A 14,382-nucleotide genomic window follows, 5' to 3' on the forward strand; every position below is an offset into this window, starting at 1 on the left:
CAAACAAAAAAATCGAGCCGATAATTTATGCCTTTTACACTTGGTCAACGCTGGATCAGCGACACAGAAAGTGAGCTTGGATTAGGTACTGTCGTTGCCATCGACGTACGCATGGTGACCTTACTGTTCCCCGCCACCGGTGAAAACCGCCTTTACGCTAGAAATGATTCGCCGATCACCCGCGTGATGTTCAATCCGGGCGATACCATCACTCACCACGAAGGCTGGCAGCTGAAAGTGGACGATGTGATACTCGAAAACGGGCTGATTACCTATATCGGCACCCGTTTGGACACCGAAGAGACAGGCGTCTCGATGCGTGAAGTTTTGCTCGATAGCAAACTGACTTTTAGCAAACCGCAGGATCGCTTATTTGCTGGCCAAATCGACCGTATGGATCGATTCGCCCTGCGTTTTCGCGCGCGTAAATATCAAAGTGAGCAATTCCGCTTGGCGTGGAGCGGTTTGCGTGGCGTCCGCGCTAGCCTGATCCCCCATCAACTCCATATCGCTTATGAAGTCGGCCAACGCCATGCACCGCGTGTCTTACTCGCGGATGAAGTGGGCTTGGGTAAAACCATTGAAGCTGGGATGATTATCAACCAGCAACTGCTGTCTAGCCGTGCTGAGCGCGTGTTAATTGTGGTACCAGAAAGCCTACAGCATCAGTGGCTAGTTGAAATGCTGCGCCGCTTCAACCTGCGTTTCTCCCTGTTTGATGACAGCCGCTATTCTGAATCTCTGCTCGATAGCACTAACCCATTCGAAACCGAGCAACTGGTTATCTGTTCACTGGATTTTGTGCGCCGTAATAAGCAGCGTTTGGAACAGTTAGCCGATGCCTCTTGGGATCTACTGGTCGTCGATGAAGCGCACCATCTGGCGTGGAGTGAAGAAGCGCCAAGCCGTGAGTATCAGGTCATCGAACAATTGGCTGAAAATATTCCCGGCGTGCTGCTACTGACCGCGACCCCTGAGCAACTCGGTCAACAGAGCCACTTTGCGCGCTTGCGTTTGCTCGATCCCGATCGCTTCCACGACTACGAAGAGTTCGTCAACGAACAGCAGAAATATCGCCCGATTGCCGATGCGGTGACGTTGCTGCTGGGTGGGGAGCGCTTAGCTGACGATAAGCTGAATTTGTTGGGTGAGCTGATGGCTGAGCAGGACATTGAGCCACTGCTGAAAGCCGCCAATAGCCAAAGTGAAGATAGCGAAGCTGCGCGTAAAGAGTTGGTCGCCATGTTGATGGACAGACACGGCACCAGCCGAATCTTGTTCCGTAACACCCGTAATGGCGTGAAAGGCTTCCCGCATCGTGTCTTGCATCAGATTAAGCTGCCCTTGCCGACGCAATACCAAACAGCGATTAAAGTGTCCGGCATCATGGGGGCCAAAAAAGCGCTGGAAGCGCGCGCGAAAGATATGCTGTATCCCGAGCAAATCTATCAGGAGTTTGAAGGTGAAAACGCAACGTGGTGGAACTTTGATCCCCGCGTTGAGTGGTTGCTTAACTACCTGATTGCTCATCGTAACGAGAAAGTGTTGGTCATTTGCGCGCAAGCTGCCACCGCGTTGCAACTCGAGCAAGTGTTGCGTGAGCGTGAAGCTATCCGCGCAGCGGTGTTCCACGAAGGTTTGTCGCTGATTGAGCGCGACCGCGCCGCCGCCTATTTTGCTTCTGAAGAAGATGGCGCACAGGTGTTGCTGTGTTCTGAAATTGGTTCCGAAGGGCGTAACTTCCAGTTTGCCTGTCAGTTGGTGATGTTCGATTTACCTTTCAACCCTGACTTGTTGGAACAACGTATTGGCCGCTTAGACCGTATCGGTCAGAATCGTGAAATCCAAATCATGGTGCCGTATCTGGAAAATACTGCGCAGGCGGTGCTGGTGCGTTGGTATCACGAAGGGTTAGACGCTTTCGAGCATACTTGCCCAACGGGCCGGACAATTTATGATGCCGGCTACCAAACACTGATTGGCTATTTGGCGACCCCGAATGAGCAAGAGGGGTTGGATGAGTTTATCCAAACTTGCCGCCAGCAACATGAAGCGCTGAAACTTCAGTTGGAGCAAGGGCGTGACCGCTTACTGGAGATGCATTCCAACGGTGGCGAGCATGGGCAAGAATTGGCGCAAATTATTGCGGATCAAGATAATGACGTTAACTTGGTCAGCTTTGCGCTGAACCTGTTCGATATTGTCGGGATCAATCAAGAAGATCGCAGTGATAATCTGATCGTACTGACGCCATCTGATCACATGCTGGTGCCTGATTTCCCTGGGCTACCGCAAGATGGCTGCACCGTGACCTTTGATCGCGAACAAGCCCTCTCACGGGAAGATGCCCAATTTGTCAGTTGGGAGCACCCGATCATCCGTAATGGTTTGGATCTGATCCTGTCAGGTGATACCGGTAGCTGTGCTGTTTCATTATTGAAAAACAAAGCATTACCGGTCGGGACGCTGCTGGCTGAATTAGTGTATGTGGTAGAAGCACAAGCACCGAAGCACCTGCAATTGACCCGTTTCTTACCACCGACGCCAGTGCGGATGCTGATGGATCGTAACGGCACCAATCTAGCGGCACAGGTTGAGTTTGAATCCTTTAACCGTCAATTGAATGCGGTCAACCGTCATACCTCCAGCAAGCTGGTCAATGCGGTACAGCAAGAAGTGCACACCATGTTGCAGCAAGCGGAAGCATTGGTTGAAGAGCAAGCTCGCTTGCTGATTGATGCGGCTAAGCATGAAGCTGATGATAAGTTGAGCGCGGAACTGGCCCGTTTGGAAGCGCTAAAAGCGGTAAATCCTAATATTCGCGATGACGAACTCGAGGCACTGGAACATAACCGTAAACTGGTGCTGGAAAGCCTGAATCAGGCGGGTTGGCGTTTAGACGCGATTCGTTTGGTGGTGGTCACTCACCAGTAACGTCTTAAGTGCTCGATGCTAGGTGAGAGCCGGGATGGGAAGCCCGGTTTTCACCTCGCCTTATCAGCGGTTTTTTTCAGAAAAATGTCGCCACCTCTTCCCTATCGCAGCAAAGCCCTTAACACCAATACGCCATAAAGTTGACCGTGGAACGATCTAAGCCACGCTCACCAATAAGATAGCGGCGTAAAACCTTCACTGTTGAAGACTCCGCGGCGACCCAAGCGTAGAACGCCTTCTCACCTTCAGCGCGCTCCCATAGTACCTCACCGCCCAAGCTATTTTCCGCCAACGATTGCCCAGCGACCTGCGCCATATCTGGGATCTGTACCGATTGACGTACCGCATCTACTAATAGGCGGCCGTGTGCGGATTGCCCTTCAACATCCCGTGGCAACCAGTGTATTTGTGCAAACTGATATTGCTCAAGGCTGAGGCAATCACCGGCGAGCGGCACCTCAAAAAATGCTTGAACCTGTGGTGGCTTAATCTGTAATGCCAGTTGCTCCAAAATAGCCACGGCTGCCGGCAACGCCGTCTCATCCGCAATCAATAACGCTTGCGTCATCTGCGCGGGGGGTGACCACTCATAACCCCCACTATCGAGTGGATATTCGGCATTCGGCGCTACGACCTGAATGGCATCGCCCGCTTTGGCATGTGTTGCCCAAGCGGATGCTGGGCCCGTTTCGCCGTGCAAAACAAACTCCACATCCATCTCGTTTTGCTCGGTACGCAACGCGCGCAGAGTATAGGTGCGCATCACCGGACGTTGCGCTTTAGGTAAAGCCATGTAACTGCGATACCAATCATCACTCTTTTCTAACTGCGGGATCTGTCCGTCTTCTGCTGGGAATAACAATTTGATCCGCTGATCGGGCGCTTCAAGTTTCATGCGATTAACTTCTGCACCTTCAAAGACACAGCGCATCAATGAAGGCGAAACATTTTCTTTTGCTTTCAATTTGATATCAAAAATTCGGTAGCTTGACGAGCCGGACATTTTCGTTACTCTCCTGCAGAATGGACTGTTTCTTGATGCTGACACCAGAGCCAGCCACTGATTGCGCTCAACAGAACGGCCATCAGCAAAGCCGCGGCGATGAGGTATGACTCACCGTAAAGTTTGGCCACAATCGGGACCATTAACGCGCTCATGCCATAACCTAGTGTATGGCTGGTTGCTATTACGCCTGAACCTTTTCCCGTGGACAACTTGTCATTTAGCATCAATTGATAACCTGGAGTTGCCATGGCAGCACCAAAAGAAGCTAATGCACAACCCGCATAGAACAATAACAGAGGTTGAGCACACATTAATCCTAAGCCAAGCACCATCAATATGGCCGCCATCAGTAATAACTGAGGTGCTGTAAAGCGCTGTGGGCGCACCACTAAAAACTGGGCTAATAAAGTACAACCCGCTGCCACACTCAAGAGAATAGCGACATGCTGGCTGACTGCCGTTGCCGAATCACTGAATAATAGGCTCAGATGAGGTGCCAATCCAAGCTGCATCAGGCTCACTGTCGCTGCCAGTAATAGTGCGCAGATTAAATAAGGTAGCATATTGATACGCAGGCGATTTTGTTGATGCGCCATCGGCGGTAACGGCGGGTCATTGTATTGGAAACTGACCACGATCAGTGCGATCAACGGGGATATCGCCATCAACCACAGAGGCGCCATTGGGTGTATCAAAAGAGCCGCCGCCGCACATAACGGCCCCAGTAGACGGCCACAACTCAGACCCGAACTGATTGTCGCCAGCGCAGCCATGCGTTGTTCATATCCGGCACGCTGTAAAGCCCAAGTCTGGCAAGCGGGGACCATGCCAGAGACTGTCAGGCCGTATATAATACGCGCCACAATCAGCCCCCCCAGCCCTATCATTTCAGTTAGCCACCCCGTTGCCAGCCCCCAAACCGCCAACGCGAGCAGGGCAAAGCTCAATAAATAGCCCGCCAATGCCATGATGACGACAAACTTACACCCACGAATCTCTGATTGGCGTCCCCACCACGGCGATCCGACCAAAAATAGCATTGAACCTAGGGTCAACAAACCGGCCCAAACCGACAGTGATAAATGAGTTTTGCTGACTAATATTGGCAGCACCACTAATAAGCCGTTTTGCCCAATACCTAACAGCCCAGCGCAAAAAGCTAATGGCCAGTTGGAAGAAAGCCTTAAGTTTGAACCTGTATTAGGTTGTGAGGAAATTCGCATAAAAAGTAAACTAATCGTTAATAACATTGGTTATTTTGTGGTATTTGATTGACAAATTGTATCACGATAATCATTGAAAATGTTAATAGCTATTGATATAAGAATCGTTCTCATTTGTGCTAAAGAAGATTCGGGATCATGACTATCCAGTTAGAAGCCGCGACAACCAATGTGGCTGCGCAATGTTTCCTCAACGCCCTGATACGTGAAACAAGGGATTGGCAAATCGTTCCAGCAGCAAAAAACCAACAGTATCCGCAGATTCATATCCCCATTTCCTCTTCACAAGCAATCCACATTGCTTTGCGGCATATTTCTCCAACGCAACACCATCACTATCTATTCCCTGCTTATCTGCATCAGCAAGATGGCGGTGTCAGTGCGCCAATTAGCGTGGAACAGCTTGTGACCTTATTGCTGGAGAAACCCGCGGTAAAAGGGGAACTCTCGCAAGAGGTTATTGCGCGTTTTCGTCAACGGGTGCTGGAAAGTCATGACAACACTCAAACAGCCATCAATTTGCGCCTTGATTGGCCCTCACTGCGTGATAAACCGCTCAACTTCGCCGAAGCGGAACAAGGGTTACTGGTCGGCCATGCCTTCCACCCAGCACCAAAATCCCATGAACCCTTCGATGAAAAGCAAGCTCGTCGCTACCTGCCCGACTACGCTGCCCGCTTCCCTCTACGCTGGTTTGCCGTGGATAAACGCTATGTGTGTGGTGAGAGCCTTAATCTGACACTGCAACAGCGGCTACAACGGTTTGCGAGTGAAAGCGCGCCCCAATTTCTGCCGCACTTTACCGATGATGTATGGCTGTTACCGATGCATCCTTGGCAAGCCAGTCATTTGCTGACGCAGGATTGGTGCCAACAATTAGTGCAACAAGGTCGATTACAAGATTTGGGCGAAGCAGGTGAACGTTGGTTGCCCACCAGTTCCTCCCGTTCGCTCTATAGCCCATCGAACCGCGACATGATTAAGTTTTCACTTAGTGTACGCCTCACCAATTCAGTGCGGACCCTTTCAGTGAAAGAAGCCAAGCGCGGTATTCGTCTGGCACGGCTCGCGCAGACCTCACGGTGGCAATCGCTACAAGCACGTTACCCGACCTTCCGTGTGATGCAGGAAGATGGCTGGGCGGGGTTACGTTCACCAGAGGGGGTGATTCAGGAAGAGAGCTTAATGGTACTGCGCGATAATCTGCTGTTCAGCCAACCGGATAATCAAACCAATGTCTTAGTGACGTTGACGCAGGCCGCGCCTGATGGCGGCGACAGCCTGTTGGTTTGCGCAGTTCGCCGTTTGGCCGCGCGCTTGAACCTTCCCTTACAGCAAGCAGCCCATTGCTGGCTAGATGCCTATTGCCAACATGTCTTGCTGCCATTATTCAGTACTGAAGCTGACTACGGGCTGGTGCTGCTCGCGCATCAACAAAATATTCTGGTGGAAATGCAGCAAGATTTGCCTGTAGGCATGCTGTATCGCGACTGCCAAGGCAGCGGGTTTACCCGTGATGCAGCGCCATGGCTGGAAGAAATTGGCGAGGCCGATGCCGAAAACCGTTTCAGCGAGCAACAGCTACTGCGTTATTTCCCGTATTACTTGCTAGTCAATTCAAGTCTCGCGGTGACGGCAGCACTGGCGGCGGCCAATCTCGATAGCGAAGAAAACCTGATGGCACGGGTACGCGTGGCACTTCACGGTCTGCGCCTAAACGCTAAAAATACGCTGTGTCTGGATTACGTTCTCGACAGTTCGCACTGGAATTGCAAAGGCAACTTCTTCTGTTATCTGCATGACCACAATGAAAACACGATCGTTGATCCGGCCGTGATCTACTTTGATTTCGCCAATCCATTTCATTTCACCGCTCACCGCGATGTCGCGTCTCAACAGTGCGAAGAGGCTGTCCAATGAAACCTTGCGCTAAATTAATGCACGCTAATGGCGGTTTTCGCTGCGAATATCTGCAAAAAAATCTCATCCTTGGTTTCGGGCTCGATGGTAGCGCGGTATTACAGCTGCCAGGAACGTTGCCTGATGGTTGGTTGGTACAAGCCCTCGACCAATTATTCGTCGCCGCCCCGTCATTGACCGGAATAGCCTTACCCTACGCTCAGTGGCGTGAAGAGCCACAAGCACTGGCACTCTTTGCGTTAGCCAGCGGCGACTATCTGGCCCGTGAGCAGTTTTATCAGTTACCACTGTGGCTGGGGGCTGATCGCAATCAAGCTTCCAGTCAAATGTCCTCTTCACCTCAAATGCTCTACGACACGGAACGTGATATCTGGTTCCCGCAGCGACCTAGCCGCCCTAACGGAGAAGTCTATCGCCGCTTTGACCCGCAAATTAAGCGCACGTTGAGCTTCCGCTTACCCGAGATAGACCGTGACGCCGAGCAGTTTACCCGCTGGATGAATTCACCGCGCGTAGATGCTTTTTGGGAGATGAGCGGCCCGCTTGAAGTACAGGCGGCTTATTTACAGCGTCAGTTAGACTCGAGCTATTGCTACCCATTACTGGGCTGTTTTGACGATCAACCCTTTGGTTATTTTGAAGTTTATTGGGCAGCGGAAGACAGAATTGGCCGGCATTACCGTTGGCAGCCTTTTGATCGTGGGCTGCATATGTTAGTGGGCGAAGAGTGCTGGCGTGGAGCGCAATACATTCGCAGTTGGTTACGCGGCCTAACGCATTACTTGTATCTGGATGAACCTCGTACTGCCCGCGTGGTTGCTGAGCCGCGCGCAGATAACCAGCGCTTGTTCCGTCACCTGCCTGCTGCGGGTTACCACACGATGAAAGAGTTTGATTTCCCGCATAAGCGCTCGCGTCTGGTCGTCAATCAGCGCGCAGATTTCTTCCGAGAGGGGGCGCTATGATCAGCAACAATTATACCGACTGGGCGCGAGTGAACCGCCAGATGGTCGCCAAGATCCTGGCCGAGCTTGAGTACGAGCGCACACTCTGTGCTGAGCCTCAAGGAGAAGCATGGCGCATCGCCTTACCGGAAGCGGTTTACACCTTTAACGCTCATCGCGGTATTTGGGGCTGGCTGCACATAGAGCCGTCCTCGTTACATTGCGAAGGTGCCCCACTGGCTGCTGACCATTTGCTTCGCCAACTCGCTCAGGTTCTGGCGATGAATGACGCTCAAATTGCAGAGCATTTGGAGGACTTATACGCCACACTGCGCGGCGACATGCAGCTGCTCTCTGCTCGTCACGGTATGAGTGCAGAGGATCTGATAGCCCTTGATGCTGATGCGCTGCAATGTCTGCTATCCGGCCACCCGAAATTTATCTTCAACAAAGGCCGCCGTGGGTGGGGGTTAACCGCCCTGCAACAATATGCCCCTGAATATCAGGGCCAATTTCGCCTGCACTGGCTGGCAGCGAAACGTGGCAGTTTTGTGTGGTGTGCAGATGACAATCTCGCGCTGGATACGCTGCTCAACAGTGCTATGTCCAGTGCTGAACGTCGCCGCTTTGAGTCCCGCTGGCACGAATTACAGTTGAATGATGATTGGGTTCCCGTGCCGCTGCATCCTTGGCAATGGCAGCAAAAAGTTGCCCTGCACTTCCTGCCGCAGTTGGCAGACGGGGATCTGGTCGAACTGGGTGAGTTTGGTGATCACTATTTGGCGCAGCAATCATTGCGCACGCTAACGAATGTCAGCCGCCGCGTGCCCTATGATATCAAGCTCCCTCTCACCATCTACAACACCTCCTGCTATCGAGGTATCCCTGGGAAGTACATCAGTGCCGGTCCAGCAGCTTCGCGTTGGTTGCAGCAGATTTTTGCGCAGGACAGTACGCTGCGTGAAAGTGGTGCCGAAATTCTCGGCGAGCCAGCAGCCGGTTATATGGCGCATCAAACTTATGCCACGCTGGGTAAAGCGCCGTATCGCTATCAGGAAATGCTTGGTGTTATCTGGCGTGAGAATCCGTCCTGCTACTTACAAACGGGTGAACAAGCCATTTTAATGGCGACGCTGATGGAAACCGATAATCAGGGCCATCCATTGATCGCGGCCTATATTGCAAAATCAGGGCTAGATGCTGAGGCTTGGCTAACACAGATGTTCCACGTCGTGGTGGTGCCGATGTACCACCTGATGTGCCGCTATGGTGTCGCACTGATTGCCCACGGCCAAAACATCACCCTGGTGATGAAAGACAATGTTCCGCAACGCATCTTATTGAAGGATTTCCAAGGTGATATGCGTCTGGTGGATGAAGAGTTTGCGCAAGCAGCCTCCCTGCCGAAAATAGTCAAAGATGTGACTGCTCGCTTACCTGCTGACTATCTCATTCATGACCTACAGACGGGGCATTTTGTGACTGTGTTGAGATTTATCTCACCCCTGATGCAGGCTTTCGGTGTCAGTGAACATCGGTTTTATCAACTGCTGGCACAGGTGTTGACGCGGTATATGGCACAACATCCAGACATGGCAGACCGTTTCACATTATTCAATTTATTCAAACCCCGCATTATTCGTGTGGTTCTCAACCCAGTGAAACTCACCTATTCAGAGCAAGACGGCGGCAACCGCATGTTACCGAACTACTTGCAAGATCTGGACAACCCTCTCTTTTTGGTCACCAAGGAACTCGCCCAATGAATCAGACGCTGGATTTCATCGGCATTGGCATCGGTCCATTTAACCTCAGCATTGCTGCACTTGGCAGTGAAGTACCCGGTTTTAACTGCAAATTCTTTGAGCGTAAACCGCACTTTTCTTGGCACCCCGGCATGATGGTGCCGGACTGTCATATGCAGACCAGCTTTCTGAAGGATTTAGTCAGCGCAGTCTCGCCGACTAACCAGTACAGTTTCCTTAACTATTTGGTGCAGCGTAAAAAATTCTACCGATTCTTAACCACCGAACACCGCACAGTGTCACGCGAGGAGTTTGCTGACTATCTCAGTTGGGCCGCCAATGACTTGAATTCATTGGCGTTCAGTCAGGATATTCAGAGTGTGGATTTTGACGATACAAAGGGCCGTTTTGTCGTCACCACACCACGAAAAGTCTACCATGCGCGCCATGTTTGCTTGGGGATCGGCAAACGGATTAAGTTGCCGGCCTGCGTGACAGAACAAAATGACCGCTGCTTCCACGCCAGTGAAATGGCATTGCGCAAGCCAGATCTGGCGGGCAAGCGTGTCACTATCATTGGTGGAGGCCAGAGTGGCGCGGACTTGTTCCTGAACATTTTCCGTGGCGAATGGGGCCAACCGAAACAGCTGAACTGGATTTCACGCCGTAATAACTACAACGCGCTGGATGAAGCCGCTTTTGCTAATGAATATTTTACGCCGGAATACGTTGAGAGTTTCTATGGACTGAACGACAGCGCTAAACAACACATGCTGGCTGAGCAAAAAATGACATCTGACGGCATTACCAGTGAGTCACTACTGGCTATTTACCGAGCGATGTATCATCAATTTGAAGTGTTACGTGAACAGCCTTGGGCATGCTTGTTACCCAGCAGATCACTCACCGCGATGCATCCGCAAGGCAGCGGCTATCAGTTAGTCACCCAGCATCATCTTGATCAGGGCCAAGAGACCTTCGATACCGATGTCGTTATCTTTGCGACGGGTTATCAGCAGGATCGCCCCGCGTTTCTCGAGCCGATGGCTAAACGCCTGACCATGACGACCAATTATCAATACCGTATTGCCCCCGACTTTACTCTCGATTGGCGAGGCCCACGGGAAAACTGCCTGTTTGCCGTCAACATGGGTATGCACAGCCACGGTATCGCCGAACCCCAACTCAGCCTGATGGCTTGGCGATCCGCTCGGATCCTCAATCGTGCTTTAGGGCGTGAGCAGTTTGATTTAGCACCAACTCCGGCGTTGATTCAGTGGCGTAGTCAGCAAACGGGGGCAACAACCCGCGCTGAAAGCACCCTGACATCAAATTTGAAGCCGCAGAGCTGCTAGCTTCCCACTCAACAGGGGAGGATAGGAACACTCGGTTTAGGCCAACTTTGCGTTTTACTACCACATCAATATAACGATATAGGAATACAGGAAATTATAATGAAGCACCTCTGGGTAATAAATTCGTGTCTGCTCACTATGCTCACCCCCGCCGCTTGGGCAGAAGATCAAATGGTGGTTTCCGCCAGCCGTACACACCGCAGTGTAACTGAAATGGCGCAAACAACCTGGGTGATTGAAGGCAATGAACTCGAACAGCAGGTTCAGGCCGGTAAAGAGCTTAAAGATATCCTTGCGCAGTTGATTCCAGGCATGGATGTCAGCAGTCAGGGTCGAACGAACTACGGGATGAATATGCGTGGCCGTTCAATGATGGTGATGGTAGATGGCGTTCGCCTAAACTCCTCACGCAGTGATAGCCGCCAGCTCGATTCGATTGATCCGTTCAATATTGGGCATATTGAGGTTATCTCAGGTGCTACCTCGCTTTACGGTGGTGGTAGTACCGGCGGCCTGATCAATATCGTGACCAAAAAGGGCCAGCCTGAAAAACAGGTTGAGCTACAGATTGGGGGAAAAACAGGGTTCAATAGTAGTAATGACCATGATGAGAATATCGCCGCAGCGGTGAGTGGTGGCACAGAACAAGCCTTCGGGCGGTTTTCGGTGTCTTACCAGCGCTATGGCGGTTGGTATGATGGTAAAGGCAACGAAGTCTTAATCGATAACACCCAGACTGGTTTGCAGTTCTCTAACCGTTTAGACGTGATGGGCAGTGGCACGTACAATATTGATGACCACCAGCAGCTACAATTGACCGCCCAATACTTCAACAGTGAATCCGACGGTAAACATGGGTTGTATTTGGGGCAAAATTTCTCGGCAGTCACGGGGACAGGAACGGCGTCAAACAGCTCAAGTCTGAATTCAGATCGCATTCCGGGTACAGAACGCCACCTTATCAATCTGCAGTACTCCAACACGGATCTCTGGGGGCAAGATTTAGTGGCTCAGGTATTCTATCGCGATGAGTCTCTGACCTTTTACCCCTTCCCAACGCTGAACAAAGCCGGTACCGCAGTAACCAGCATTGGTGCATCCCAGCAGAAAACTGATTTTTATGGTACTAAACTGACACTCAACAGCAAACCTATCGACAGTTTGACGCTGACATACGGTGTCGATTTGGAACATGAAAGTTTCAATGCCAATCAACAGTTCTTTAATTTGGCGCAAGCCCAACAATCTGGCGGCATGACGTTAATCAATGCCTACAACGTGGGCCGTTATCCAAGTTACACCACCACGAATGTGGCACCATTCCTGCAATCGAGCTATGACATCAACCCGATCTTCACCCTGAGCGGTGGGGTCCGTTATCAATATACCGAGAACAAAGTTGATGATTTCGTGGCCTATGCGCAGCAACAAGCCATTGCACAAGGCACTGCGACCTCGGCAGATGCGGTTCCCGGCGGGAAAACCGATTACAACAACTTCCTGTTTAATGCCGGTTTACTGGCCCATCTGACAGAAAGCCAACAGACTTGGGTCAATTTCTCACAAGGATTTGAGATCCCTGATTTAGCGAAATATTACGGTTCAGGTAGCTATACGTTGGTCAATGGCCACTACCGGTTACAAAACAGTGTCAACGTTAATGACTCCAAGCTGGAAGGCATCAAGGTTAATGCTTATGAACTGGGTTGGCGCTATACCGGTGATAACTTACGCACTCAAATCGCAGGTTATTACTCAGTTTCTGACCAAACTATTTCAATCAACAAAACCGATATGACCATCAATGTGTTGCCGGATAAGCGCCGTATCTACGGGGTTGAAGGTGCTGCTGATTACGTATTCGAAGATAGCGAGTGGAGTACCGGCGGTACCTTTAACCTGATCAAATCTGAAACTCAAACAGATGGTAAATGGCAGAAATTGACGGTCGACACCGCCAGCCCATCCAAAGCCACCGCCTATGTTGGCTGGGCACCGGGTGACTGGGAGCTACGCGTGCAGACCCAACAAACTTTCGATGTCTCTGACAGTAAGGGCCGTAAGATCAACGGTTACAACACCATCGATGCCATGAGCAGTTACACCTTGCCAGTGGGGAAAGTCACTTTTAGCATCGAAAACCTGCTGGATAAAGACTACACCACGGTTTGGGGCCAACGTGCACCGATTCTGTATAGCCCAACCTACGGCGCACCTGACCTCTATACCTATAAAGGTCGTGGCCGTACCTTTGCGGTGAACTATTCCGTGCTGTTCTGATAGGAAGCGTTTGAGCCAAGAAGAAACGCGGTAATACGACGCTGGGCATGAATCTGCTGTTTCCATCATATTGTTGCAAGCGATATGACTGACAGCCGCTTCTTGCCCAGTTTTCTTTTCTGCGTCGAGAATAAAATGCCCATTTTTTGCTATTATGGCCTCCAATTTTTCAATGGCGTTGGAAAGCCTCACCAGTAGCGGGTAGAAATAGATGAATTTGATCGTGTTGTATCAAGATGAACACATCATGGTGGTCAACAAGCCCAGCGGGTTGCTTTCTGTTCCGGGTCGCGCACCCGAGAATAAAGACAGTGTGATGACACGTATTCAAGCCGATTTTCCTAACGCAGAATCTGTTCATCGGTTGGATATGGCCACCAGTGGTGTGATTATCGTGGCGTTGACCAAGGCTGCTGAGCGCGAACTTAAGCGGCAATTTCGTGAACGTGAGCCGAAAAAAACGTATATCGCGCGCGTATGGGGCCATTTAGCCCAAGATGAGGGCTTGATAGATTTGCCTTTAATCTGTGACTGGCCCAATAGGCCAAAACAGAAAGTCTGTTATGAAACCGGTAAATCAGCACAGACAGAATATCGGGTCCTTTCACGTGATGCAGATGGCAGTACTCGAGTGAAGTTATCTCCCATTACAGGCCGCTCGCATCAATTACGCGTTCATATGCTGGCGATGGGGCACCCGATCCTTGGTGATGGTTTCTATGCTCATCCAGAAGCCAAAGCAATGGCACCGAGGTTACAACTCCATGCACAGGAATTATGTATTACTCACCCAGAGTTTGGGACAGCTATGCATTTTAAGTGTGAAGCTGAGTTTTAATATTTATTCGTAGAATAAGTCGTATTTGAATTGTGTTTCACTCTTTTAATTAAGTGATTAAATATTAGAGTGGAATATAATTAAGAATGTAAAACAACAACAAAATAGTTTGCCAGACAATAATAGTCCATCAATCA

At 50.7% G+C, this 14,382-nt stretch carries 9 protein-coding genes; 7 read left to right on the forward strand and 2 right to left on the reverse strand.

Features of this window, described 5'->3' with window-relative positions; all coding sequences use genetic code 11:
• Nucleotides 1-27 precede the first annotated feature (27 nt).
• Nucleotides 28-2,934 carry an RNA polymerase-associated protein RapA gene (rapA, locus tag DA391_RS18820; protein WP_050080204.1) on the forward strand — a complete coding sequence of 969 codons (2,907 nt, stop codon included), beginning with the start codon at nucleotides 28-30 and terminating at the stop codon, nucleotides 2,932-2,934.
• Between the two features lie 118 nt (nucleotides 2,935-3,052).
• Here the strand turns inward: rapA and DA391_RS18825 are convergent, their stop codons facing one another.
• Both DA391_RS18825 and DA391_RS18830 read right to left on the reverse strand, forming a co-directional pair.
• Nucleotides 3,053-3,937, reverse strand: a complete 885-nt coding sequence (locus tag DA391_RS18825; RefSeq protein ID WP_108088067.1) for a siderophore-interacting protein — start codon at nucleotides 3,935-3,937, stop codon at nucleotides 3,053-3,055.
• A 5-nt stretch (nucleotides 3,938-3,942) separates the two neighbouring features.
• Nucleotides 3,943-5,163, reverse strand: a complete 1,221-nt coding sequence (locus DA391_RS18830; protein WP_050285931.1) for an MFS transporter — start codon at nucleotides 5,161-5,163, stop codon at nucleotides 3,943-3,945.
• A 138-nt stretch (nucleotides 5,164-5,301) separates the two neighbouring features.
• Between DA391_RS18830 and DA391_RS18835 the strand changes: the two genes are divergently transcribed.
• The 6 genes from DA391_RS18835 (at nucleotide 5,302) to rluA (ending at nucleotide 14,245) form a co-directional block, all read left to right on the forward strand.
• The gene (locus DA391_RS18835; RefSeq protein ID WP_050285843.1) at nucleotides 5,302-7,083 is read left to right on the forward strand and encodes an IucA/IucC family protein; all 1,782 of its coding nucleotides are present in this window, start codon (nucleotides 5,302-5,304) and stop codon (nucleotides 7,081-7,083) included.
• Nucleotides 7,080-8,048, forward strand: a complete 969-nt coding sequence (locus DA391_RS18840) for a GNAT family N-acetyltransferase (RefSeq protein ID WP_050080200.1) — start codon at nucleotides 7,080-7,082, stop codon at nucleotides 8,046-8,048. Before DA391_RS18835 ends, DA391_RS18840 begins: the two co-directional genes overlap by 4 nt.
• Nucleotides 8,045-9,793, forward strand: a complete 1,749-nt coding sequence (iucC, locus tag DA391_RS18845; protein WP_108088068.1) for an IucA/IucC family protein — start codon at nucleotides 8,045-8,047, stop codon at nucleotides 9,791-9,793. Before DA391_RS18840 ends, iucC begins: the two co-directional genes overlap by 4 nt.
• Nucleotides 9,790-11,127: a lysine N(6)-hydroxylase/L-ornithine N(5)-oxygenase family protein gene (locus DA391_RS18850; protein WP_050878905.1), complete on the forward strand. Its 1,338-nt coding sequence runs from the start codon at nucleotides 9,790-9,792 to the stop codon at nucleotides 11,125-11,127. Before iucC ends, DA391_RS18850 begins: the two co-directional genes overlap by 4 nt.
• Nucleotides 11,128-11,226: 99 nt before the next feature.
• Complete coding sequence (locus DA391_RS18855; RefSeq protein ID WP_050285840.1) at nucleotides 11,227-13,407, forward strand: TonB-dependent siderophore receptor; 2,181 nt, start codon at nucleotides 11,227-11,229, stop codon at nucleotides 13,405-13,407.
• A gap of 217 nt (nucleotides 13,408-13,624) precedes the next feature.
• Nucleotides 13,625-14,245, forward strand: a complete 621-nt coding sequence (gene rluA, locus DA391_RS18860; RefSeq protein WP_050080422.1) for a bifunctional tRNA pseudouridine(32) synthase/23S rRNA pseudouridine(746) synthase RluA — start codon at nucleotides 13,625-13,627, stop codon at nucleotides 14,243-14,245.
• The last annotated feature ends 137 nt before the right edge of the window (nucleotides 14,246-14,382 follow it).

Source organism: Yersinia massiliensis (assembly GCF_003048255.1).
GTDB lineage: Bacteria > Pseudomonadota > Gammaproteobacteria > Enterobacterales > Enterobacteriaceae > Yersinia > Yersinia massiliensis_A.